At 50.1% G+C, this 21671-nt stretch carries 23 protein-coding genes, 2 pseudogenes and 1 riboswitch; of the genes and pseudogenes, 12 read left to right on the top strand and 13 right to left on the bottom strand.

Translation table 11 applies throughout. The features are described 5' to 3' along the window. Positions 1 to 219 precede the first annotated feature (219 nt). Both IG609_RS05690 and IG609_RS05695 read right to left on the bottom strand, forming a co-directional pair. Complete coding sequence (locus tag IG609_RS05690) at positions 220 to 1137, bottom strand: oxidoreductase (protein WP_193398738.1); 918 nt, start codon at positions 1135 to 1137, stop codon at positions 220 to 222. A gap of 51 nt (positions 1138 to 1188) precedes the next feature. Continuing rightward, a complete protein-coding gene (locus IG609_RS05695; RefSeq protein ID WP_193398737.1) occupies positions 1189 to 1758 on the bottom strand; it encodes a TetR/AcrR family transcriptional regulator in 570 nt (189 codons plus the stop codon). 416 nt (positions 1759 to 2174) lie between these two features. Here IG609_RS05695 and IG609_RS05700 point away from each other — a divergent pair, with 416 nt between their 5' ends. Beyond that, positions 2175 to 3029: a PA4780 family RIO1-like protein kinase gene (locus IG609_RS05700; RefSeq protein ID WP_193398736.1), complete on the top strand. Its 855-nt coding sequence runs from the start codon at positions 2175 to 2177 to the stop codon at positions 3027 to 3029. Positions 3030 to 3170: 141 nt separating this feature from the next. Here the strand turns inward: IG609_RS05700 and IG609_RS05705 are convergent, their stop codons facing one another. Continuing rightward, positions 3171 to 4049, bottom strand: coding sequence for an aldo/keto reductase family oxidoreductase (locus IG609_RS05705; RefSeq protein ID WP_193398735.1), 879 nt, complete (start codon positions 4047 to 4049; stop codon positions 3171 to 3173). 29 nt (positions 4050 to 4078) lie between these two features. Beyond that, positions 4079 to 5002 (bottom strand): NADP-dependent oxidoreductase, encoded by a 924-nt coding sequence (locus IG609_RS05710; protein ID WP_193398734.1) that lies wholly within the window; start codon positions 5000 to 5002, stop codon positions 4079 to 4081. A 118-nt stretch (positions 5003 to 5120) separates the two neighbouring features. Between IG609_RS05710 and IG609_RS05715 the strand changes: the two genes are divergently transcribed. After that, positions 5121 to 5723, top strand: coding sequence for a TetR/AcrR family transcriptional regulator (locus IG609_RS05715; protein ID WP_193398779.1), 603 nt, complete (start codon positions 5121 to 5123; stop codon positions 5721 to 5723). Positions 5724 to 5814: 91 nt separating this feature from the next. On the opposite strand, the pseudogene IG609_RS05720 reads toward IG609_RS05715, so the two are convergent. Further along, positions 5815 to 6014 (bottom strand): annotated as a pseudogene (locus IG609_RS05720) (helix-turn-helix domain-containing transcriptional regulator); the annotation flags it as partial. Between the two features lie 144 nt (positions 6015 to 6158). Here IG609_RS05720 and IG609_RS05725 point away from each other — a divergent pair. The 3 genes from IG609_RS05725 to IG609_RS05735 all read left to right on the top strand — a co-directional run bounded on the left by IG609_RS05725 (position 6159) and on the right by IG609_RS05735 (position 7387). Then, positions 6159 to 6428, top strand: a complete 270-nt coding sequence (locus IG609_RS05725; RefSeq protein ID WP_193398733.1) for a type II toxin-antitoxin system TacA family antitoxin — start codon at positions 6159 to 6161, stop codon at positions 6426 to 6428. Between the two features lie 3 nt (positions 6429 to 6431). Continuing rightward, positions 6432 to 6923, top strand: coding sequence for a GNAT family N-acetyltransferase (locus IG609_RS05730; RefSeq protein ID WP_039498513.1), 492 nt, complete (start codon positions 6432 to 6434; stop codon positions 6921 to 6923). Positions 6924 to 7171: 248 nt separating this feature from the next. After that, positions 7172 to 7387 (top strand): helix-turn-helix domain-containing protein, encoded by a 216-nt coding sequence (locus tag IG609_RS05735; protein WP_010279992.1) that lies wholly within the window; start codon positions 7172 to 7174, stop codon positions 7385 to 7387. An 86-nt stretch (positions 7388 to 7473) separates the two neighbouring features. On the opposite strand, the gene IG609_RS05740 is transcribed toward IG609_RS05735, so the two are convergent. The 5 genes from IG609_RS05740 to IG609_RS05760 form a co-directional block, all read right to left on the bottom strand. Further along, positions 7474 to 7791, bottom strand: a complete 318-nt coding sequence (locus tag IG609_RS05740; RefSeq protein ID WP_014916192.1) for a helix-turn-helix domain-containing protein — start codon at positions 7789 to 7791, stop codon at positions 7474 to 7476. Position 7792: 1 nt separating this feature from the next. Then, positions 7793 to 8137 (bottom strand): type II toxin-antitoxin system RelE/ParE family toxin, encoded by a 345-nt coding sequence (locus IG609_RS05745; RefSeq protein ID WP_193398732.1) that lies wholly within the window; start codon positions 8135 to 8137, stop codon positions 7793 to 7795. Positions 8138 to 8381: 244 nt separating this feature from the next. Further along, positions 8382 to 9407 (bottom strand): IS630 family transposase, encoded by a 1026-nt coding sequence (locus IG609_RS05750; RefSeq protein ID WP_193398778.1) that lies wholly within the window; start codon positions 9405 to 9407, stop codon positions 8382 to 8384. A gap of 131 nt (positions 9408 to 9538) precedes the next feature. Next, positions 9539 to 11584, bottom strand: a complete 2046-nt coding sequence (locus IG609_RS05755) for a discoidin domain-containing protein (RefSeq protein WP_226374099.1) — start codon at positions 11582 to 11584, stop codon at positions 9539 to 9541. A 199-nt stretch (positions 11585 to 11783) separates the two neighbouring features. Continuing rightward, positions 11784 to 12917: a linear amide C-N hydrolase gene (locus tag IG609_RS05760; RefSeq protein ID WP_193398731.1), complete on the bottom strand. Its 1134-nt coding sequence runs from the start codon at positions 12915 to 12917 to the stop codon at positions 11784 to 11786. 406 nt (positions 12918 to 13323) lie between these two features. On the opposite strand from IG609_RS05760, the gene IG609_RS05765 reads away from it, so the two are divergent. After that, positions 13324 to 14097 (top strand): DUF3750 domain-containing protein, encoded by a 774-nt coding sequence (locus IG609_RS05765; RefSeq protein WP_193398730.1) that lies wholly within the window; start codon positions 13324 to 13326, stop codon positions 14095 to 14097. Between the two features lie 16 nt (positions 14098 to 14113). Here the strand turns inward: IG609_RS05765 and IG609_RS05770 are convergent, their stop codons facing one another. Next, complete coding sequence (locus IG609_RS05770; RefSeq protein ID WP_193398729.1) at positions 14114 to 15016, bottom strand: LysR family transcriptional regulator; 903 nt, start codon at positions 15014 to 15016, stop codon at positions 14114 to 14116. A 213-nt stretch (positions 15017 to 15229) separates the two neighbouring features. Here IG609_RS05770 and IG609_RS05775 point away from each other — a divergent pair, with 213 nt between their 5' ends. From IG609_RS05775 to IG609_RS05785, 3 genes are all read left to right on the top strand, one after another. After that, positions 15230 to 15616, top strand: a complete 387-nt coding sequence (locus IG609_RS05775) for a VOC family protein (RefSeq protein WP_193398728.1) — start codon at positions 15230 to 15232, stop codon at positions 15614 to 15616. Between the two features lie 73 nt (positions 15617 to 15689). Next, a complete protein-coding gene (locus IG609_RS05780; protein ID WP_167469182.1) occupies positions 15690 to 16457 on the top strand; it encodes a sulfite exporter TauE/SafE family protein in 768 nt (255 codons plus the stop codon). A gap of 214 nt (positions 16458 to 16671) precedes the next feature. Beyond that, entirely contained in the window at positions 16672 to 17490 is an 819-nt protein-coding gene (locus IG609_RS05785; RefSeq protein WP_193398727.1) for a hypothetical protein, read from the top strand. 192 nt (positions 17491 to 17682) lie between these two features. Here the strand turns inward: IG609_RS05785 and IG609_RS05790 are convergent, their stop codons facing one another. Continuing rightward, on the bottom strand, positions 17683 to 18606 hold the full coding sequence (locus IG609_RS05790) for a GGDEF domain-containing protein (RefSeq protein WP_193398726.1): 924 nt from the start codon (positions 18604 to 18606) through the stop codon (positions 17683 to 17685). A gap of 157 nt (positions 18607 to 18763) precedes the next feature. Beyond that, the gene (gene ahr / locus IG609_RS05795; protein ID WP_193398725.1) at positions 18764 to 19783 is read right to left on the bottom strand and encodes an NADPH-dependent aldehyde reductase Ahr; all 1020 of its coding nucleotides are present in this window, start codon (positions 19781 to 19783) and stop codon (positions 18764 to 18766) included. A gap of 159 nt (positions 19784 to 19942) precedes the next feature. Continuing rightward, positions 19943 to 20039, top strand: a riboswitch (TPP riboswitch). A gap of 37 nt (positions 20040 to 20076) precedes the next feature. Here ahr and IG609_RS05800 point away from each other — a divergent pair. From IG609_RS05800 to psiE, 3 genes and pseudogenes are all read left to right on the top strand, one after another. Beyond that, a pseudogene (locus IG609_RS05800) lies at positions 20077 to 20259 on the top strand (hydroxyethylthiazole kinase); the annotation flags it as partial. A gap of 11 nt (positions 20260 to 20270) precedes the next feature. Then, complete coding sequence (gene thiD / locus IG609_RS05805; RefSeq protein ID WP_193398724.1) at positions 20271 to 21074, top strand: bifunctional hydroxymethylpyrimidine kinase/phosphomethylpyrimidine kinase; 804 nt, start codon at positions 20271 to 20273, stop codon at positions 21072 to 21074. A 178-nt stretch (positions 21075 to 21252) separates the two neighbouring features. Then, entirely contained in the window at positions 21253 to 21660 is a 408-nt protein-coding gene (gene psiE, locus IG609_RS05810; protein ID WP_116156461.1) for a phosphate-starvation-inducible protein PsiE, read from the top strand. Positions 21661 to 21671 lie beyond the last annotated feature (11 nt).

Raw genomic sequence — 21671 nt, forward strand, 5'->3', positions numbered from 1 at the left:
GATCGAATGAATCTGATGCCATGCTTGGTAGTTGATACTATGTCGCTCAGGTCGAGTGAGTCTCTTTCCATAGCTCAGCCTTAAGAGCGTCTTCTGCCCAGATGCGGCCAAAACCGCGTGAGGCACCCGTAATAAACCAAATTTTTTCCGAAATATAATCACCTTTTCTATTTGAAGAGAGGGCAGCAGTTGCGGCGCGATACCGCACCGTGTTTGAAATCATGTGGGCGGGAGGACGGGATCGACCCCCGTCATCGTCACCGAGACCTCCCACAGTCGCTTCGCAAGTGCTGGATCTTCGGCGTGCGGCGCGCGTTTCGCCTCGCCGGCCACACCGCGTATTCCGCCAAAGCCGGTAGGGCCGTAATAGCCTCCCGGCTTCACCTTGCCGGTCGCGGCCAGAAGTGCCGGCCAAGCACCCTTATCGGCGCTGTTGAGCAACAGGCCAACAATCGGGCCTGCGATCTGGGCAAGTCCCATGTGACGACCAAGGCTCGTGGCCGCAATGCCAGGGTGGACGCCGAGGACCGTGACAGGTGACTTCGCTGCGCGCAGCCGACGATCCAGTTCGAAGAAGAACAGCGCGCTGGCGAGCTTGCTGGCGCCGTAGCGATCATTCTTTTGATAGCTCCTATCGGCGTTCAGATCGTCCCAGTCGATCCTAGCCTTCAGGTGTGAAACGCTTGACGTCACGACCACGCGTGACCCTAGCGTCTCGGTGAGCTTGGGTAGCAGCAGGCTGGTCAGCGCGAAGACACCGAGATGATTGACGCCGAATTGCAGTTCGAATCCCTGCTTGGTTCGCATCAGCGGGGGATTCATGACGCCGGCATTGTTGATCAGTCCGTCGAGGCGCGGTTCTTTCCCAACGATTTCGACTGCCGCTCGCACGGAATCAAGATCGCTAAGATCGAGCGGCAGCCATGCCAGGTCACTGGCGGGCGCGATCTTTCGAATTTGGGCGATCGCATCTTCTCCCTTGGCCTGATCGCGGCAGCCAAGCAGGACCCGTGCGCAATGGATGGCAAGAACGCGAGCGATCTCGAAACCGACGCCTGCATTGGCACCCGTGACGATGAAGGTCTTGCCGGACTGGTCCGGAACATCTGCTTCGGTGAAACCCTTGCTAATCGACATTTGTTATTCCTTATTAATGAGTAATTACATACTCATTTATTGGTTAAAAAATTAAGCTGCAGACCCGTTCCAGAACAGGTCGAACCCAGCCTGTCGGATGGCATCACTTTCCTCGGGTTTGGCTGTGATCGCGTTGATGCTGATGTCGGCCAAGTCGAAGAGAATGGTATCGATGTAGAAAGCTATTCTGTCAGACGCGGCATGGCCTGCAAGACACTCTACCACCATCGCACGCGCACTCAACTGCATGGCATGGCATTGGCTTCGGCTTTCCGCCGTCACGCGATCGGACACCTTCAACTGGCGAAGGGCTTTGCGCGCGGTGGCTTGCTTCAGTCCCCAATCGATCAGACGGTTCCAGACTGCGAATAGTCGGTCTTTAGCTGAGGTGTACGTGGGATATGGAGCCAGCATTGTCTCTGTGAGGTCAGTCTCGATTTCCACAAAGAGCTGATTGAGCAGATCATCTTTGGTTGGAAAGTAAGTGAACAGGGTTCCCTCGGAAACGCCAGCGGCCTTTGCGATCTTGGCCGTAGACGCGGCAGTGCCTAAGGCGGCGACGAAGTCCGCCGCTGCATCGAGCAATGCCTGTCGTTTTTCTTCACTGAGGGGACGCGCCATATTCCTGCACATATTAATGAGTGAGTTATCACTCAACTATATAGGGTGGATGATGTCTCCGTCAAGGTTTCCTGTCATCCATCAGGTTATTGCTGCCGCTGGCGATGGGAGGGACGCTCTGGCGGATACCCAAAAGCATCAAAGCTACCCTAAGCCCTCATAAATGCGGTTTTGGCTTGGCACCATCTGGCAATTTTTCGCATCACCAAGCACCACGTTTGTATGGCATGGTAGAGGGTTCGGCCTAATCCGAACGGCTGAATGAAGCAAAGAACGTGATCGAAGCGGGGAAGGGATCAGCAAAATCCGGTGATTATTGGTAAGATTAAAATCTTTCTTCAGACTCTGCCATTTTTTCCAGTATCACGATCTTTGTTATTGATACGAAAAGCGGCTGAAATAAGGTATAAAGCCGCATGAAAATCCCAAGCAGACTCCAACCTCTGGTCGACGATGGTCTGATCGACGTTGTGCTCCAACGCCTGAAAAGCGGCAAGGAAGCGGATGTTTACACTGTTTTATGTGGTGACAACATTCAGTGTGCCAAAGTTTACAAAGAAGCAATGCAACGTAGCTTTAAACAGGCAGTGCAGTACCAGGAAGGACGTAAATTCCGCAATACGCGTAATGCCCGTGCAATGCAAAAAAACTCAAAATTTGGACGCAAGCAACAAGAAGAATCCTGGCAAACGGCGGAAGTCGATGCATTGTTCCGTCTTGCTAATGCCGGTGTTCGCGTACCACAACCCTATATTTGCATTGGTGGTGTGTTATTGATGGAGCTGGTCACTGATGGTGAAGGCGCTGTTGCTCCACGCCTTAGCGATGTGGCTCTGACGGAAGAAAGCGCAATTGCTGATTTCGATACCATGATCCGCAATATCGTTCGCATGTTGTGTGCAGGCATTGTACATGGTGATTTATCGGAGTTTAACGTGCTGCTTGATGCGCAAGGACCGGTAATTATCGATTTGCCACAAGCAGTGGACGCCGCCGCCAACAACCTTGCTGAATCAATGTTTGCACGTGATGTTAATAACATCACCGCTTACTACGGTCAGTTCGCGCCACAATTATTGCAAACACGGTATGCGAAAGAAATCTGGATGTTATATGAAGACGGAAAATTAACACCAGAAACAGCGCTAACCGGTCTCTTCGTCGAAACGCCGCATGAAGTGGATATGGATTCAGTGATTGATGAAATCATTGCAGCTGAAGATGAGTTCTACGAACGTCAGCGGGCAAGAAAGGAACGCGATGATGAATAATTGTTGGAGCAACATAAGTCGTTGATGGCATTTTCAGGGATACAGTAAAAACTGAATTCGGGTTATCCACCTAACGCCATTTATAGCCCATTTTGAATGGCGGCGGTTTCTCACTAAAGACACCTGCCACCTAAGATGCAATTAATCTACCTGTTGCGAAATACGATTAAGCTTAGCGATCTGCTCGCGTGACAATACGAGGTCTGCTGCCGCAAAATTCTCTCGGAGGTGTGTCGTAGATGATGTTCCAGCGATGACCAAAATGTTAGGAGAGCGCTGCAGTAGCCATGCTAATGCAACCTGCTTTGGTGTCGCTCCGGCTTCGTTAGCCACTTGCGAAAGGATCGACGATTGCAGCGGCGAAAACCCACCCAGTGGGAAGAAGGGAACATAGGCCACCCCTTGTGCTGCCAGAGCATCAATGAATTCATCGTCGTCACGCCTGACCAAATTATATTGATTCTGAACACACACGATTGTCGTTATCGACTTGGCTTCGGCGAATTGCGTGGGTGAGACATTACTCAGGCCAATGTGACGAATCAGGCCTTTCCGCTGAAATTCAACAAGCGTTTCCACTGATTCGGCTACCGATCGATCGCCCGGCCCTTGTACGCCGCCCAGTCGCAGATTGACAACATCGAGCGTTTCCAGACCGAGGCTGGTGAGATTCTCATACACGGCACGTTTGAGCCCATTCGGCGTAAGATCGGGTACCCAAGATGCATTGCCACCACGCACGAAACCGACTTTGGTAACGATCGTCAGGCCACCGGAATAAGGTGACAACGCTTCGTGGATGAGTTGGTTGGATACGCTCGGACCATAGAATTCGGCTGTGTCGATGTGATTGGCACCCAGAGCGATCACTTCGCGCAGTACTGCCAGAGCGGCGTCCTTGTCGCGTGGTGGACCCCAGACGTGCGGGCCGGGTAATTGCATGGTGCCATAGCCCATTCGCTTCAGATTCAACGATGTGCCGATAGGGGTAAACGTGCCACCAAGGTGAGAGGTGTTCATGAAGTTATCCTAATGTGCGTTGGTGAATTTTATTGTGAAAGAACGACGATCTTGCCCCGTGCGTGACCGTAGATCTGGTGATCCCAGGCTTCGTCAAAGCGATCGAAGGGAATGGCACGGTCAATGATCACTTTCAGGTTTCGGTTAGCGATCGTTGTGACGAGATCGTCTAGGCGATCGGCGAAGGGCTTGGCGTAGAAGATACTGGCTGTTACCCCATGTGCCCGTGCTTCTTCCTCGTTGGGCGGCATGACAGTGGAAACAAGACGGCCTCCCGTGCGGAGGACTTTGTAGGATCGGCTTTGGGTCTCGCCGCCTACGAGGTCGAGAACCATATCGACATTTGTTGCTAGGCTAGTGAAGTCCTGCGATCGATAATCAATGACCTCGTCGGCTCCCAGACCTAGAGCAAGAGTAAGGCCACTGCCAGACGCGGTCGCAATGACGTGCGCCCCAGCCATGTGGGCGAACTGGACAGCAAAGCTGCCAACGCCGCCTGCGGCTGCATGAATCAGTACCGTCTCACGAGCTTTCAGCTTGCCACAGGAGAATAGGGCGTGCCATGCGGTGATTCCGGCAGTCGGAATCGCGCTGCCCTGCGCGGCTGAAAGGCTTTCGGGCAACTGTACGCATGCGTTGGCGGGGGCAACCGCAAAATCTGCAAGTCCGCCTCCTGATCCGGCATCAACCCAGGCAATCACTCTGTCGCCGATGTTCCACTGTGTAACATCAGCTCCCACGCGCTCAATCGTCCCAGCGAAATCTGTACCGAGCGTGATGGGCATAGTGATATCGAAGAACTGGCGGGCGACCCCCGAGGCCACGAGTATATCAAGAGGATTGACGGCTGTTGCCTCCACACGCACGAGCACGTCGTTTTGACCGATATCAGGCATGGGGATGTCTTCTCTGCGAGGTGCTTCTGTGAAACTGTGAATGCGTATGGCTTTCATATGCGATTTCCAACGTTGGGAAAAAGGAAGTGTTGGTGATATATTTGTGCACCAAGTGCAATAAATTATATTGCACTCAGTGCAAGCATTCAAGCCCCAGATGTGCGAGAGCCCTACCATGGAACACGAGTTGAAACGCAAAGACGGCGTGCGCGAAAAGAAGCGCCGCGAGATGTACCAACGCATCACTGACGTAGGCCTGAAGTTGTTCGCAGAGAACGGCTATGAAGCCACGACGCTCGATGCGATTGCCGAAGCATCGGGCATCGCCCGAAGAACCTTCTTTAACTACTTCTGCTCTAAGGAAGAAATCATCTTGGCTTGGCAAAATGCGCTGCCTGGTGAGCTACATGCGGAGATACTGCAGCAGGGTGTGGCTGCATCGCCAATCGCGACCATTCAAGCGGCGCTGGTTAGTCAGACGGTAAATATGCGTCCGGATGTCGCGGTACTGATTGGCAGAATTGTGCAGTCGACTGAACAGCTCCAATTGGGCAATCAGGCTAAATTCCTGCGAATGGAGCAAGCAGCCTACGATGCTCTGTGCGAGCTGTGGCCAGATATTGCCAGCAGATTCGGCTTGCGCCTTGCAGCCATGATTGGTGTCGGGGCAATGCGGCTTTCGATCGACGTATGGGTTGCCGAAGGATGTCAGAGGTCACTAGTTGAGCACCTTGAGGCGAATTTTGCTTGCCTTAAAACCGAACTGGGCGCTTGCTGAGTGATAGGATAGCTCAGAGCAAAAAGCCTATTAAACCCGCGTAACTGCGGGTTTTTTTACGTCTGACTACGTGATTGAGCTACTGATATTTTTAATTATTGTGAGTATGGGGTATAAGCCTAACGCCTGCGGCTCTGGTGATCTCTGTAAGTGTCGTCAGCGTTGGATTACCATTTTCAGACAGCGTTCTGTATAGCTGTTGGCGAGACAGTCCCGATTTTTTGGCTATTTCACCACTCCTCCGCGTGCTTCAACGACACGGCGTAATGCTGTCAGGAATGCTGCGATGCCACAAGATGGTCTCCTTATAAGTCCTAAATCCATTGGATTGGTGTTTCGGGATTAGACAGATTTAAGTGGTGACAAATTATCCAACCACAAACGGTGGCGCAATCTTTTTCTGTACGGTAAAGTTACGTACAAAAGGAGGTCACTATGACTAGTACTGCTCGTTTAGATCTTCGGTTGAATGCTCACGATAAAGAACGCATCACTAAGGCTGCCGCATTACGTGGTATAGCTGTTTCTGCATTTGTGCGTGATGCGGTGTTGCGTGAAGCGGATACCGCCATTGCTGCAGATACCGCTGTTACACTTTCTGAGCAAGAATCTCGCCGCTTTTTGGCAGCGTTGAATCAGCCGTTTTTGCCTAATGATCGTTTGCATAAAGCGATGGAAGAGGCCGCCAATTTGATGAAACGCTAACCTATGGCTCTGATATTTTCATTGCTGGACGGTCGCCGCCATGACCGTTCAAGTTTTTCTTGTGGTGTTTTGGCTCTTGATGACTATCTACAAAAGCGAGCCTCGCAACATCAGCGTGATGGAATCGCTACGACTCATATCCTGCTTGATGAGTCGCAGCCTACCTGTATTCTGGGCTACTGCTCATTGTCCGCAGCACACTTATATTTGCATGAGCTCAGTGAAAATGACCGTAAGCGATTGCCTGGATATCCGGTGCCTGCTATGCGTATGGGGCGTTTGGCGGTATCGACTGCTGAGCAGAAGAAAGGTTACGGACAACTTTTGCTTGGACATGCTGTGAATATGGCGTTATCTGTGCGTAATACGATGGGTGTGCGAGTGCTGATTGTTGATGCGAAAGATGCACGCGCTGCTGCGTTTTATGAGGAATACGGTTTCCGACAAACAGCTAGCGAAGCGTTGACGTTGTATCTACCAATATCGAACAGCTAGGTAAGCGCAATTATACCCATGTTGTGTGAAGTGACTCATACTGCTTTACTTCCTTACTATATGCAGATCTGCCTGCGGGAACTTCACCCCACGCTTCCCCTAAAACGCGATAGCGCTTTAGATAGTCATAAGCTAGCGCCTTAAAGATGTGACTCATCGTCCGTGGTCTTACTCATCACTAAAGGCGATCCTACCCACATGGAAATCAAAAAGGGTTTTTGATAGGTGGAGGGAAGGAGGGAAATGGAATGAATCACACTGACTGGCATCCGGCGGATATCATCGCGGGATTGCGGAAGAAAGGGACGACGCTGGCGGCAGTTTCCAGAGCGGCGGGGCTGGCGTCATCCACGCTGGCGAATGCGCTCACCAGACATTGGCCGAAAGGCGAACGGCTGATTGCCGAAGCGATGGGGAAAAGGCCGGAAGAGATTTGGCCGTCGCGTTATTCAGGCGTGAAGTGAGGGTAGGGAGTAGGGGAGATAAAGGTGAAAGCGCCATTCGTCGATGGCGCTTTTCATGTAAGCAGCAAACCTATTGTGTGATGAAGCTACGCAAACACGACTTTAACGCTACCCGGCGTGCGGCGCGGTTTCCCTACCACGATCTGTATATCGCGTCCCAGCTTCGTGAGGCATTCCAGCATTTTGGTTTCACTGATTCCCCTGAACTGACCACGTAATAAGTTGGATAGTTTGGGTTGGGGCATGCCCAATAGCTTCGCTGCTTCTGCCTGTGTGAGACGGCGGCTTTTGATGATTGAGCTAATCAGGGTGGCAAGCTGCGCTTTGACCAACATATCTTCAGCATGCACGTTGCCAAGGTCGGCGTACACATTACCACTGCTGACTTCAATATCTTGGCTCATGTTATGCTCCTTTTGCATGGTTTTCTGCGGCTTTAAGGCGTTCACGAATGGTGTTCATATCGGGTTTCGGTGTTGCAATGCCAGATGACGATTTTTTCTGAAAAGCATGTAGAACGTATACTGACTCTCCAAATTTGACGGTGTAGACTGCGCGATAAGTATCGCCGATATAATCCTCAACGACTTCTAATACGCCTGCACCACCAAAACCTTTAAGCGGCTTGGCTTGAATGTGCTTACCACCAGTCTGAGCCACATGAAGTGCGTAACCGAACACATCCTGCACATCAGCAGGTAGCGACTGGAGATCCTTTTTGCTACTGCCAACCCAGTAGAGTGATTTCATTAGCGCGATCCATGCGTTTATATCTATATGGGTATAATTTAGCATGGTAAATGAACGATGACTAGCTGAGCTCAGATTGAAGTGAGGGCAGGGAGTAGGAGACATAAACAAGAAAGTGCCATAGTTTACTGGCGCTTTCTTTACATGATTCTGCCGGACGGCAGAATCATGTAGATATCATTGCTATGAGCATTCGTACATGCTGTAGCCACGTTGGTGAATGCACTGATATACCCAATAAACTTCAAGACGCAGGTTTGAGCACCTGAAAATGATCGTGAATTCTGGACGCCAGTGAGTCCGCTATTTCTGGCAGCGTCGTTGCGAAAAAATTGAATATCGCATCCCGAAAATCGTTAGTGTTTTCAAAATAACGATTATTCCGCGCATGCTCGTTCATCACTTTCCACAGGCGCTCTATCGCGTTCAAATTCGGACTGTAAGGCGGTAAATAGTGAAGTTCCATATTCACTATGAAGGCCCAGTCTTTAATCAACTGCGTGCGGTGATAACCCGCTCCGTCCAGAATGACATGAATTTTTTGTCGGTAATCAGGGTAACGTTTGCATATCTCAATGAAAAAACGAGCAATGTTATAGTCATTAATCGTTTTGTAATCATGAATGATCGTGCTGCCAATATCGTTCAGATTCAGCGCACCCAAAATATTCAGTCGGGTTCGGCTTCCAGTTGTTTTGACTGACTTTTTATACCCTTTCCGTATCCATCCATAACTGAGCTTTGTCGCCTGCGTCGGATGAACGGCATCGATAAACAGAATCGGCTCATCACCCGCCGTTTTCTTTAAATCTTCATAAGATTCAATGAACTGCTTCTGTCTTTCTTCACTACATTTATGCGGTATGCCCGCCGGTTTTTTGTAGGTAAAACCATGGCGATGCAGCCACTTATTCATACCGGGAATACTGAACCGGATAGCCCAGCGCAGTTCGACATACGCCACTATTTCGTGGGTATGATGGAATAAATGCTGAGATAAGTGGCTGATTAAGTCTGCTGTTTGTTCACCATTAAGCCGACTTGCAGACCCGCCGTTTTCAGGTTTGAGTTTGCGGGTATTGACGTAATCGTTGATATGCTGGTTGACCGTCGTTTCGTGCAGGCGCAGAGCTTGCGCAATCATGGCTGAGGTCCAGCCTTCGGAGGCAAGAAGGACAGCTTTAATGCGATAACAAACACGCTTATCACGACTGGTGTCATGAAGGTGTTCAAGTTCAGCTTTCTGTTCGTCGGTAATGAATATTTTCATGTTGGAGAGAATGATCTCTCTGCGCGGTAAAATCAAGCACCTTCAATGATCACGGGTCTAATGGGAATTATTCGAATGTAAATTCAATAAAAAAGCCGCTGAAATAGCGGCTTAAGAATTTAATTTAATAATTACGGGTGTTGATAAGCGAGTTTGTAATTCCCGGTAGTCACTGTTCGGAATGTGACGCTATTACTATTCCAACGAATTTCTACTTCCGCTGGCGTTTGCAATTTCCAGGATGAAGCATTATCGACATTTAATGTCAGTTTATCGATGGAAGAAACATCGACTGCTGGATCGGTGACATCCAATGCAAAGGCAAAGGCGATACGGTCCGGTACATTATTTGTTGAAGCAAAAAGTTGTCCCCATTGTGCCGCTGTTACTGCATTTAAAGCGGCTGGCGTCATGCCACTCTGAGTTAATGCAGTTGCACCCGTCGTATCGGCAGAGAGCGAGCCAATAGATAGCCATGTTGCACCATCCCATGTGAACCAATCGCTCAGATCGCGTGAGACTGCGACGCGAACTTTGCCTGCATGAGTTTGTACCGCCGTTAATGTTGCAGAATTAATTTTCTCCCATGCGCTGGCAGACATCAGTTCTTTGGGTAACACGATTTGTGAGAAAGGAATATATGTCGTTTTTACCTTCAGTTTTTCATTTGAAACGATTTTGACCGGCGCGGTCAGCGCTGTCCCTGACGTCGGGAATTTATCCAGGTTGAAAACACCATACTGATCAATTTTTTCTTTGGTTAATTCACCTGGGATTTCTGATAATACACCGTTGGTTACCCCGTAATATTTACTGTTTGAGTGAATCACAAACCGACCAATCGGGGAAAATAAATTTAGCTCTGCCAGCGTAGTAAATGGCTGGCTTCCATTTTTGGCCGTAATCAGCAACCGATAGCTTTTATAGGTGACGGTTGTGCCAAGCTTATAGCTTCTTTTACTTCCGGGATTATTGTCTGCGCTGTCTGTAACCTCGTGTAGGGTATCCCATGTTCCGCCGTTGTCATTGCTTCCCTGAAATTTCCAGGATTTAGGGTTGCCTAATTCATTTCTTGAGCGGTTAACCATCTGATAGCTGAGAACTGATTTTCCTTCTGGAAGGTCGATCCGCAACCAGTGCGGGTTCGCTACAGACGGGAGCCACTGATTGTCGGTACTCCAGCAGTCTGGCCATTCTCCGATATTGTCTTTTCCATCGAAAGCGACATAAGGGTGAAAGGCTGCGGTAGAGACCGCAAAATTGGAGGCGCTTGCGACATAACCAGTAGGCGCTGTGTCCGATGTCATGGCCGGAATAATAGACGTGCTGGTCTCTGGGACGATCGAAAGAAATTCCCCATCAGCTTGTATTTCAGCGCTGTGGAAACCTCCATCTTGTTGTAACTCGTACGTATCACCAGTAAAGGGGGTCACAGAGCCGTTAAATTTTACTGCGCTCGTACTGTTATAGTTAAGTTTGCTGGCGCTATCGAAGTCATCTACCAGATAGGTTTGATTGCTTGTGCCTTTTTCTTCTTTCAGTGCATATGCGTCATACGCGTAGGATGTCTGAGAGCTAATGTTGAACAAATGATTTTCACCTGCTACTGCGCCCGCTTTATTAACAACGGTATACCCTCCATTACCTGAACCGCTGCTGGCCGTCGCGCTGATTACCGTTTTGCCATTAGAGGCATTGTGGCTTAACGTTACGCCACTTCCAGCTTCAAGTGAGTCAGCAATCAGCTGTTTGGTTTTCTGTGTATAGTCCGTGATATCTGATGTTGTATGGGTATGTACTGCAGCCGCTGCACCCATTTGAGCGGGAGTCGGTGAAAAATCTCCGCTACCGAGCAAAGATTGTCCAAAAAGCGTCCGAATATTCGTGCCAGAAATTAATGCAGATTGCTTTGCATTCCAGACGGACTTTTCATCAGGTGTGACAAACTTTCTTGTTGCCGTCTCTGTGATCTGATCTGCTGTGTAATCGCCTGGTTGTGCTGTTACGACACCCGTACGTCCAAATACGGAGGAAACGCCAGAGAGGTTTGGATTCGGTTCGCACTGGCTGTTTGTATTGCAACACGTGTGGTGATCAACGTTGATTGGTGGATGAACGGTGCAGGTTGATTTTCCTGTACTGTCACACACGTTAATTTCGATATTGAAGTTTTTCATGGATTTTATTACCCCGTTGGTTAATTTCTTGATAATTATCCTTTATTTAATGAATGGGGTATTTTAAAGCGGTTTACTAAATAGTTTATTGGCGTGTTCAATCTGTGAGCGTTTGGGGGATAACGCAAAAGCGCCATACGAACATGGTGCTTTTACATTATCGTGAAATAAACAGCGTATCGAAAAATAACTTCCCGATTTATAGCCCAGCGAATTTAAACGGCGTAGCGGGTTTAAAGTGCTCAGAAGCCTGACCAGAATAAATGGTGCTTTGGTTTGGCCCTAAATCTAACTTGCTGGCGTTATTTCCACGCGGTGAAAAGTCGATTTTTTTCAAATCAACCCAAAAGATATTAGGTGATACGGCAGACTCAAAAAAGTATTGTAGCGACTTATGGTCTACAACGGTGCGCCAGCGCGTTGAGGCGATATTCGGCATATCTGGCAAGGAATAGCCATAGGGAACAGATGCATTACGTATAATACTGAATGCGGCGGCTAAGTCCGCTTTATCTTTCTCTAGTTTTGTTCTCTCTTTGCCATCTGGACTTGGTTTATTTGGATCAACATTTTTCACATAGAATGAGGCACGAACAAAGCGATCGGCGGCACGGTTCGTTCCCGGCAGCATCACATTGCCACCTATCTGATCCCAATAAGCATTCAGCGTCAATTGCTGATCGAAAGTCGGAGAGTTGGTCATCACCTGATAGTCCTTATTATGGTGAATGACCTGCTTGCCATCGATATATTCAATAATTGCGCTGTCACCGGATGAATCGGACAAGGAAAGATGAAGCGTCGCCATTCTCTCTTGCCCCTCTACCTGTTTGGTTACCAGTGTAAATTTTTCCTCTTGCAGCGCCTTTACGGCTTCATCGACGGTAGCAAAATTATCCAGTACATATTGTGCCCACGCAGCGATGCTCAAGCCCGGTTTTTTTGCCGTTGGCGCGGCTTTAGGGTATTCAGATTCCGCCAGCCAGAGTACGTTGGCCGCCAACCCTTTTTCATTCACGCCATCGGTTGTGGAGGCCATATTTGCATTACTGTCGAAAGCAGAGGCAATGACACTACCGTATTTTGATGTCCACTCTAATGATGGATACTGCCCGGCAGCGCCAGAGCGTTCTAATCCTCGTGGAAAAATCCAGAGATTGGTTTCGGTATCAAATGCCCAGTCCATCGAACGGGCGGTAATGGGGTAATCAAGGTTATGTGGATCCTTATAAACGAACCGCGTACAGGCGAGTGAAACCGCTGAGCCTAGCGTTAATGCTGCTAATGACAGTGCGCATACCGTAGACTTAAGGTGCTTATTATTTTTTATCATTTAATTTCTCGACATTTATTCTCAGAGGGGTAACTTACTAATATTATCGCTGATTATAGTCAGTGATTTATTTATGTGAGGCAGTGGCTATAAAATAAATATAACGATGCATGCTGATTAGTTTATTTATTATTATTCAATGGGAATGTGTTTTTTGATGTTTCGTTTATTTTATGTTGAGTTTCAATCAAGCCCACGCTGCAACGAACGTTGCAGGAAAATGCCTTGAGACGGTTGTCATCGTACCCACACAACGTAAAAATAGGTCAATATTTCACCCAGTGCTTTAACCTTACCGCCAACTGGCAGTAAACTGGCCGCATGATTTTTTGAGCGATTTTCACTGTAGGCGCGCGCCTGCAGGCGTATCGATTCCGTTCCCTCTTTTCAGTGAGCTATCTGATCTATGACGTACCTCAAATTCTTGGGGATTGGGTTTATTTGTGTACTGTTGCTGTCTTTTTGGCAGAGCTGGGCGCAGTCGACGCGTAATGGCGAAACGTTTAATGGGCAAAACTGGTGGTCTGCCAAACGTGATTCTTCCGGTTTGGCGCCGAACCCTGTGCAATTTCGCCAGACTGCCGTCGTGCAGGTTTATGCTGCGCCAACTTACGGCTGGCGCGGGCTGGTGGCGGTACACCCGTGGATCATTTTCAAGAAAGCAGGGGAAACTCAATATCGCCGCTATGAAGTCGTGAGCTGGGGGAGCGATAACGTCGTCCGTCTTAACCGTTCGGTGGCCGATGCGTATTGGTATGGCGCGAAACCGAAGCTGCTGGTGGAGCACCGTGGTGATAAGGCGGAAGCCATGATCCCGCAGATTGAGGCCGCGATAAAAAGCTATCCGTGGCCGAATACCTACCACGCCTGGCCGGGGCCGAACAGCAATACGTTCCTGGCACATATTGGCCGCGAAGTGCCTGCGCTCAAGCTGGATATGCCAGCCAATGCCATTGGCAAAGATTACCGCCCGATCACGAGACCAGTTGGACTGTCGCCATCGGGAAGCGGCCTGCAGATCTCACTGCTGGGCGTGTTGGGTATCACGGTGGGCATTGAAGAGGGAATTGAGGCCAATATTCTGGGGCTGAACATGGGCGTGGATATGAACCCGCCCGCGCTGCGTTTACCCTTTGTTGGCCGCCTCGGCTATGAAAAAACGGGCAGTGAAGAGGGTTGAGGGTAGCGCTTCACCTTCACGCGCCGCATTGTCGCAGGTGTGTCAGCAGATTGGCGACTTCAGGTTGCAACGTCGCGCCGGATTTCACGCCCAGCCAGAGCTGGCGTGAAGCCCACTCGTCGGTGAGATTGATGGCGCGTAATCCGGTGCCGAGCACGCCTGGGCGAATCGCGCCCTCTGGCAAGACGCTGATCCCCAGTCCTGCTTCGATCATGCGACAAATGCCGTCAAAGCTGCTGACTTGCACCCGCAGGCGCAGCACTCTCCCCAGTTCATCCGAAGCGTCTTTCAGCTGTTTCAGCAACGAACTGCCTTTATTGAGGCCAACGTAGTCGTAGCCTAATGTCTCGTCAAAGCTGACTTCTAGCCGTGCGGAAAGCGGATGCAGGGGGGGAACGAGTACGACAAGCTTGTCCTGACGATAAGGAATCTTCTCTACTCCCTGTGAGCCGACATTGTCCGCGAAGATGCCAATATCAGCTTCTCCCATCGCCAGCGCCGTTACTACGGTCTTACTGAGCTTTTCCTCCAGGTTAATACGAATGAGCGGTCGGGCCAGAAGGAATGATGCCAGATCCTGTGGAAGAAACTGAATAATTGCCGAAGTGTTCGCCCACATGTGTACGTGGCCGCGTACGCCAACGGCGTAGTCGTTCATCTCACTCGCCATGCGTTCTACGTTGCTCAACACATTGCTTGCAAGATTCACCAATTCCTTGCCTGCTGGGGTTAGCGTCAGGCCGCGCGGCATTCTGATAAATAACGCGCAGTCTACGGTACGCTCCAGTTCGGCGATACGCTTACTCAAGGCTGAAAGCGTGATGTGGAACTTTTCTGCGGCTTTGGTCAGGCTGCCGGTTTTGGCGACCTGCAAAAAGATGCGTAGCGACTGAAGGTCAAAATGCGCAGGATTAATCATGAGTTAGCGAGAGTCCTCAGCAGAGCCGGAAAACAGCACAAGAGCTGGCAGTTTGATTCCGCGCAGCATGTTGGCACATGTCTTATGTCAGGCTGTAATTTAGCACAGCGGATGGTTTTCCTGACAGGAAAGGGTTATTGAGTATTCAGGGATTATCAAAAGACCGCGTTACTCCTAGGATGTGAGAAATATCGTTCAGGATAGGACTTACCAATGTCACTTATCGATCATGTCGATCACCTTGTATTGACCTGCGTTGATTTTGCGGCGACCCGACATTTTTATGTTGATGTGTTGCAAATGCGGGAAGAAACGTTTGCGAATGGGCGCGTTGCTTTTCATTTTGGTCATCAAAAAATCAATGTGCACCTGCGCGGCGCCGAATATGAACCGAAAGCACATCTGCCCGTTCCGGGATCGCTCGACCTGTGCTTTATTGCGTCGGTGCCGCTGGAGCAGGTTATGGACCATCTGGCGCGCTGCCGCTGGCCAATTAGCGAAGGACCGGTGAGGCGTACTGGTGCCACGCAGCAAATTCGTTCTATTTATCTGCGCGATCCCGATCTGAATTTGATCGAGATCGCGGAATATTTACCCTAAAGCCATTGTCGGTCTACCGGCCTGAAACGCGGTTCTCCAGATAGTCTTGTGATATATAGGTCATGCATTTTTTATGTTCAGTTTAATGATGTTCAGCGATATGTTGTTGTGTTTACTTTTGGGTATCGGGCTGGGAGTTTGCGGAGGCATGTTGGGGATTGGCGGTGGGCTGATCGCGATTCCTATTCTGGGCGTACTCTTCGGGATGGATCAACATCTGGCACAGGGAACCGCACTGGTGATGATCACGCCCAATGTGCTGATTGGTTTTTTGCGTTACCGCCAGCGTAACCGCATCGATACGCGGATTGCGCTGACCCTGTGCGTGTTTGCGTCGATATCTGCCTATTTTGCCGCACATATTGCCTCGTCGATTGATGTTCATCATCTCCAGAATGCCTTTGCCATCTTCCTGTTGGTGCTGGCGGCGTACTACATGTTTCAGTGGTACAACAAGCAGCGTAATCATGCCTCCGAAATTGTGTTGTCGGCAAAATACCTGCCGCTGCTCGGCGTGGCGAGCGGGTTTATGTCGGGCATTTTTACCGTCGGTGGTGGGTTGGTCGTCGTGCCGGTGCTGGTCACGCTGTTTGCCTTTGCGCAAACGCAGGCGCAGGGCATGGCGCTGATTCTCGTGGTGCCTGGCGCACTGGCGGCGCTGCTTTCCTACTCGCAGGCCGGGAACGTTGACTGGAGTATCGGCCTGCCGCTGGCGCTGGGCGGGATCTTCAGCGTGTCTTGGGGTGTCGCTCTGGCGCACAAGATGCCGGTTGCTTACCTGCGCGGTGCGTTTTGTCTGGTGCTTGTCGGTGTGGGAATCACCATGCTGGCGGTGAAATAATGCGGTGAGAACGATGGTTAGCGCTGTTACTCATACTTATTTCTTTAAATAAACAAGTATTCAGCTTAAAGTTTTCAGCGCTTTCTCCGTTGATAAGTAGGAAGTGATGCGGTTAGCGTGAATGATTTCTCAGCGTCCTGACCGCTGCTGGAACGGCCCAAATGAATCAGGGTCGGCGTCCTCTCTGAAGCCCAATCTGAATAAGGCGTGATGTATGAGTCTCGTGAGCTATCTAGGAAAGCAAACTCTCGGTGTACTGGCGGGTTATAAGCAGGATGGCGTGGTCATCCATATTTGTGGCGTCTACCCCAATGCGGATAACAGTCTGCGCGTTTTTTTCCCACACGGTCATGAGTTTACCGTTGGCGATCTGGCAACGATTCACCTTGATAACCGCTCCGGGGTTGATGAATTTGATGCCAATATTCAGGTTTATCGCGCCTCTTACAAAGGACGTGTGATCGCTAGCGATGGCGATTGGATCGTGCTGGAACCGAGAGAGTGTCAGCTTCTGCACGGTTTCACGCCTGTGCTGGATATTCGCGAACCGGGCTATCAGTTCCCACAAGATGACCGCCCGTCGATGCCAGTGCCACTGACGCCGATGGTCGATTTTCCACCGACGGAAAAGCAGGATTTCTCCAATAAGGTCGGCGTATTAATTACGATGGCCGCCGAACAGCCGCATACTACGGTGCTGGCGTTCCTGTCGTCCGTGGATAACGATATCTTCCTGATTACGTTCCCTGAAACCTTTAAATCTCAACTGCTCAAACGTAATCCGCACTGCTTTTTTGCGATGGATGAACGCAGCCATTATACCTTCGAGCGAGCCATTGAATGGAACTACACCATTATTGAAGGGGAAGCATTTATTATTGCGCGTGACAATCCGCTGTATGAAAAAGTACGCCATGAATTCGTCACTAAAAACCCGTGGGAAATTGCCTTTTTCACGCGTCCTGACGTTGAGGTTTACCATATTAAAAGTAAGCAGCTCGTGTGCCCCGGTAACACCCAAACGCTTAGCTAAACTATAAAGAAAACAGACGGGGTAGCGCCGTGCTATCTCGTTTTATATTAATCAATCGCGGCTTACAGTGGCAGATCGATCACCGTACGGCCTGTGATTTTCTCGTCTTTCATTTCAGCGAAAAATGGCGTTGATGTCTTTCAGCGGGCGGCGCGTCCATGCGGCCGTGTTGCTGGGATAAGAGGGGACGGGCTACAGCGCTTTTTCTTTCTGTGCCAGAGCCCATTCAACTTTGCCTTTACCTGTGCTTTTGGCTTGATACAGCGCCACATCCACGCGTTTCATAAAGTGTTCCGTGGGTTCCTGAGGCTGTTTTTGGCCAGCACCAATACTGACGGAAAGATGATGCCTGTTTTTAATAATGATTTTGCTCGCATTTTTTAATACTTCTCTTGCCAGCGCCTCTGCCCGATCCTGTGTTCCAGAATACAGAATAATCGCGAACTCTTCGCCCCCGATTCGGGTCGCCACCACTTCGCTGTTATCGAAACGGGAAAGGATATGGCCGAATTTACTTAATACTTCGTCGCCTTTTATGTGTCCATATTTATCATTGATGACTTTAAAATTATCGATATCGATAATAAATAAATAGGGCGATTTCGTTTCGAGCTTTTTTAATTCATTAATAAAAAACCGACGATTAGGGAGCTGAGTGAGCTCATCGCTGAATGACTGTATTTTGGCTTCGATGTACTTATCGTTGATTTTATAGATCAGGTTATACACGCCAAACCCGACGCCAAACATACCAATGATTCTCAGTAAATCCTCAACGTAATATCCAATAAATTTAGTCTGATAAAAAAACTCATCCATAAAATCAAACGTGGCGGAGCATATCCATGCGTGTAGCGCGAGGCGAATGGATAAAGCCGAAGTATGGTTAAGTGATATTTTACTGGTACAGGATAAGATAAAAAAAAGAAAAATCAGTGCGATCGCATCGGTATAAAATCCAGGATTGTTGTGCAACTGCTCCTGAAAATCTCGATGCTTTAAGAACAGGACATTAAATATAACGATCAGTGCTGACAATAACAGGGCGAGCCTTATGGAATAAGACGACTTCTTATTTTTATCAATAAAATCATGATCATATTGTTTAAAAGGCATCGCTCACCTCCTCTTGTATCACTTTTTAATCCTATCATGAAACAGATAGAACAGATTCAGTATTATGCTAACTGATGGGGTACTCTAGAGAATGACTGACGTAAGGCGGGCAGATGCTGCAACAGCAGACGCCTGATTACTCAGGCGTCTTTACCGATTAAAAATCGGCTCTCAGTACCACGCGGTAGCGGGCCTTGCCGTCACGTACGTGCTGGATGGCATCATTGATTTTCGACATCGGGAACAGTTCCGTCTGCGGCTTCACGTTGGCACGCGCAGCGAGCTTCATCAGAGAACGCAGCTCATGCGGTGAACCGGTAGAAGAACCGGAAACGCTGCGGTCCCCCGCGATAAGCGTGAAGGCTGGAACGCTGAATGGCTTCATCACCGCGCCGACGGTATGGAACTTCCCGTTATAGGCGAGCGCATTGAAGTAGGGTTGCCATTCCAGATCGACGCTCACGGTGTTGATGATGAGATCGAACTGACCTGCCAGTGCGGTCAGCGCCTGCGGATCGCGACTGTTGACGACCTTATCAGCACCCATCGCCAGCACTTCCTGCTCTTTGGCTGGGTTAGAACTGAACGCCGTGACTTCACAGCCCATCGCGTGCAGGAGCTTAATCGCGATGTGACCCAGACCGCCGATACCGATCACACCGACGCGGCTGGTTGCGGTGATATGGTGCATTAACAGTGGTTTGAACACGGTGATGCCGCCGCACAGCAACGGACCTGCCGATTCGATATCAATTGAGTCAGGAAGCGGGATAGCCCACTGCCAGTTTGCGCGAATCTTATTGGCAAAACCGCCTTTATTCAGAATTGTCGGCACGCTGCCTTGTTGGCAGTTGGTTTGGCTACCGCTGATACAGGCATCGCAGTGCCCACAGCTGCGTGCTGTCCAACCAATGCCGACGCGCTGACCCACCTTTAATCCTTTGCTTTTCGCCGCGTCACCCAACGCGTGTACACGGCCAATCACTTCATGCCCGCCAACCAGCGGATAGCTCGATATACCCCATTCGTTATCGATCATCGACAGGTCGGAATGGCACACGCCGCAGTAATCAACCACGACTTCGACGTCTTCCGCCTGCAGCTCACCCGCATCAAACTCATACAACTCCAGCGCTGCGCCTGCTTCCGGTGCGGCATAACTCTTTATCATCGTCATCACAATTTCCTCAGTATGGGTTTGATTAACCAGTCTAAAGGGTTATGACGTTTTTCTCTATGTCACAATGTGCCTGTGGTTTTTCATTTTGTATCAGGTGGGGAAGGGAGCGGGCAGCGCTTGCTTTGCGTTACCCACTTACTTATGCTGCAAAGCGTAGTACATGACTCGGGGTGCCCTTCTTTGTGAAGGCTGAGAAATACCCGTACCACCTGATCTGGATAATGCCAGCGTAGGGAAGTCACGGTATGCCCCACCGGTTGCCGCCTTCTTCCACGCCGGTTGGGAGACTTATGAACACGCGACCCACCGACTTTTCTGCCGCTCAGGCAGCAACATCACTCACTCAATTCCGTTCTGCGTCGCCGGCAATGGTGGTCGATCCCGAAGAAGCCGCGCAGTTCAGCGTGGTGGCCGATGCGCTGCTGATTAATGTCGGAACGCTGGAATGCACGCGTGCCGAGGCGATGCGCGCGGAGGATCTGGCATGAAGCGTATCAATGCGTTGACAATTGCGGGCACCGATCCGAGCGGCGGTGCGGGGATTCAGGCGGATTTAAAAGCCTTTTCTGCGCTGGGCGCTTACGGCACCTCGGTCATTACCGCGCTGGTGGCGCAAAATACGCGCGGCGTGCAGTCCGTCTACCGGATTGAACCGGATTTTGTCGCAGCGCAGTTGGATTCTGTGCTGAGCGATGTGCGTATCGACAGCGCCAAGATTGGGATGCTGGCGCAGACCGATATTGTTGAAACCGTTGCCGAACGCCTGCGTCGTTACGCGGTTCCTTTTGTGGTGCTGGACACCGTGATGCTGGCGAAAAGTGGCGATCCGCTACTTGCGCCCGAGGCGGTGGAATCGATCCGCCGTGAGCTGCTGCCGCTGGTGTCCCTGATTACGCCCAACTTGCCGGAAGCCGCCGCGCTGCTGAATACGTCACCCGCCGCTAACGAACGGGAAATGCGTGAGCAGGGGGAAGCGCTGCTGGCGATGGGCTGCCAGGCGGTGTTGATGAAAGGCGGCCACCTCAGCGAAGCGGAAAGTCCGGATTGGCTGTTCAGTCGACAGGCTGAGCCACAGCGCTTTAGCTCTCCGCGTGTGAATACACGCCATACACACGGCACGGGCTGCACGCTCTCTGCCGCGCTGGCGGCACTGCGACCGCGTCATAATAGCTGGGGCGAAACGGTCAAGGTCGCGAAGGACTATTTACAGCAGGCATTACAGCAGGCCGACACGCTGGAGGTCGGGCACGGCATCGGCCCTGTTCATCACTTCCATCGCTGGTGGTAAAACGCACATGCAACCTGAAATATGGCGGGTATAAGTAAATTGACTTGTACTTTACGTGACACATTTGCCAGTAATTTCAAACTAAATTAAGCGTATTCGGCATAGACAGTGCGGGGGCAACCGGTTACTTTGCTGTGAATTCTTGGCGTTAATGTGAAATAGGATGTGGGGATAACATATGGCAGGTTCTGCGCGCAGTGCGATGGCTGCCAAGGCGCTTCAGACGATACTCAATATCGGCCTGTTGGTGCTGGCAATTATTCTGGTGATTTTTTTAGTCAAGGAAACGTTCAATCTGGCGAAAGTGCTGTTGATCTCCAACGAGAAAGATTCCTCCTATCAACTGATAGAAGGCATTGTGATCTATTTCCTGTATTTTGAGTTCATTGCGCTGATCGTGAAGTATTTTCAGTCCGGCTATCACTTCCCGCTGCGCTATTTTATCTACATCGGCATCACGGCCATCATTCGCCTGATTATTGTCGATCACAAAAGCCCGTCGGATACGCTGGTGTATTCCGCAGCGATCCTGCTGCTGGTGGTGACGCTGTACCTGGCAAACAGTAATCGCCTTAAGCGAGAGTAGTAGAAACAGGA

Source organism: Pectobacterium quasiaquaticum (assembly GCF_014946775.2).
Taxonomy (GTDB): domain Bacteria; phylum Pseudomonadota; class Gammaproteobacteria; order Enterobacterales; family Enterobacteriaceae; genus Pectobacterium; species Pectobacterium aquaticum.

What these genes read in the sequence shown, in the direction of transcription:
- IG609_RS05690 (WP_193398738.1), bottom strand. Translation starts at nt 1,137, where the DNA reads ATGTCGATTAGCAAGGGTTTCACCGAAGCAGATGTTCCGGACCAGTCC.
- IG609_RS05770 (WP_193398729.1), bottom strand. Translation starts at nt 15,016, where the DNA reads ATGATTAATCCTGCGCATTTTGACCTTCAGTCGCTACGCATCTTTTTG.
- IG609_RS05695 (WP_193398737.1), bottom strand. Translation starts at nt 1,758, where the DNA reads ATGGCGCGTCCCCTCAGTGAAGAAAAACGACAGGCATTGCTCGATGCA.
- IG609_RS05735 (WP_010279992.1), top strand. Translation starts at nt 7,172, where the DNA reads ATGAATCACACTGACTGGCATCCGGCGGATATCATCGCGGGATTGCGG.
- IG609_RS05755 (WP_226374099.1), bottom strand. Translation starts at nt 11,584, where the DNA reads ATGAAAAACTTCAATATCGAAATTAACGTGTGTGACAGTACAGGAAAA.
- IG609_RS05730 (WP_039498513.1), top strand. Translation starts at nt 6,432, where the DNA reads ATGGCTCTGATATTTTCATTGCTGGACGGTCGCCGCCATGACCGTTCA.
- IG609_RS05740 (WP_014916192.1), bottom strand. Translation starts at nt 7,791, where the DNA reads ATGAGCCAAGATATTGAAGTCAGCAGTGGTAATGTGTACGCCGACCTT.
- IG609_RS05785 (WP_193398727.1), top strand. Translation starts at nt 16,672, where the DNA reads ATGAGTCTCGTGAGCTATCTAGGAAAGCAAACTCTCGGTGTACTGGCG.
- IG609_RS05710 (WP_193398734.1), bottom strand. Translation starts at nt 5,002, where the DNA reads ATGAAAGCCATACGCATTCACAGTTTCACAGAAGCACCTCGCAGAGAA.
- ahr (WP_193398725.1), bottom strand. Translation starts at nt 19,783, where the DNA reads ATGACGATGATAAAGAGTTATGCCGCACCGGAAGCAGGCGCAGCGCTG.
- IG609_RS05705 (WP_193398735.1), bottom strand. Translation starts at nt 4,049, where the DNA reads ATGAACACCTCTCACCTTGGTGGCACGTTTACCCCTATCGGCACATCG.
- IG609_RS05715 (WP_193398779.1), top strand. Translation starts at nt 5,121, where the DNA reads ATGGAACACGAGTTGAAACGCAAAGACGGCGTGCGCGAAAAGAAGCGC.
- IG609_RS05775 (WP_193398728.1), top strand. Translation starts at nt 15,230, where the DNA reads ATGTCACTTATCGATCATGTCGATCACCTTGTATTGACCTGCGTTGAT.
- IG609_RS05760 (WP_193398731.1), bottom strand. Translation starts at nt 12,917, where the DNA reads ATGATAAAAAATAATAAGCACCTTAAGTCTACGGTATGCGCACTGTCA.
- IG609_RS05750 (WP_193398778.1), bottom strand. Translation starts at nt 9,407, where the DNA reads ATGAAAATATTCATTACCGACGAACAGAAAGCTGAACTTGAACACCTT.
- IG609_RS05745 (WP_193398732.1), bottom strand. Translation starts at nt 8,137, where the DNA reads ATGAAATCACTCTACTGGGTTGGCAGTAGCAAAAAGGATCTCCAGTCG.
- psiE (WP_116156461.1), top strand. Translation starts at nt 21,253, where the DNA reads ATGGCAGGTTCTGCGCGCAGTGCGATGGCTGCCAAGGCGCTTCAGACG.
- IG609_RS05725 (WP_193398733.1), top strand. Translation starts at nt 6,159, where the DNA reads ATGACTAGTACTGCTCGTTTAGATCTTCGGTTGAATGCTCACGATAAA.
- IG609_RS05700 (WP_193398736.1), top strand. Translation starts at nt 2,175, where the DNA reads ATGAAAATCCCAAGCAGACTCCAACCTCTGGTCGACGATGGTCTGATC.
- IG609_RS05765 (WP_193398730.1), top strand. Translation starts at nt 13,324, where the DNA reads ATGACGTACCTCAAATTCTTGGGGATTGGGTTTATTTGTGTACTGTTG.
- IG609_RS05780 (WP_167469182.1), top strand. Translation starts at nt 15,690, where the DNA reads ATGTTCAGTTTAATGATGTTCAGCGATATGTTGTTGTGTTTACTTTTG.
- thiD (WP_193398724.1), top strand. Translation starts at nt 20,271, where the DNA reads ATGAAGCGTATCAATGCGTTGACAATTGCGGGCACCGATCCGAGCGGC.
- IG609_RS05790 (WP_193398726.1), bottom strand. Translation starts at nt 18,606, where the DNA reads ATGCCTTTTAAACAATATGATCATGATTTTATTGATAAAAATAAGAAG.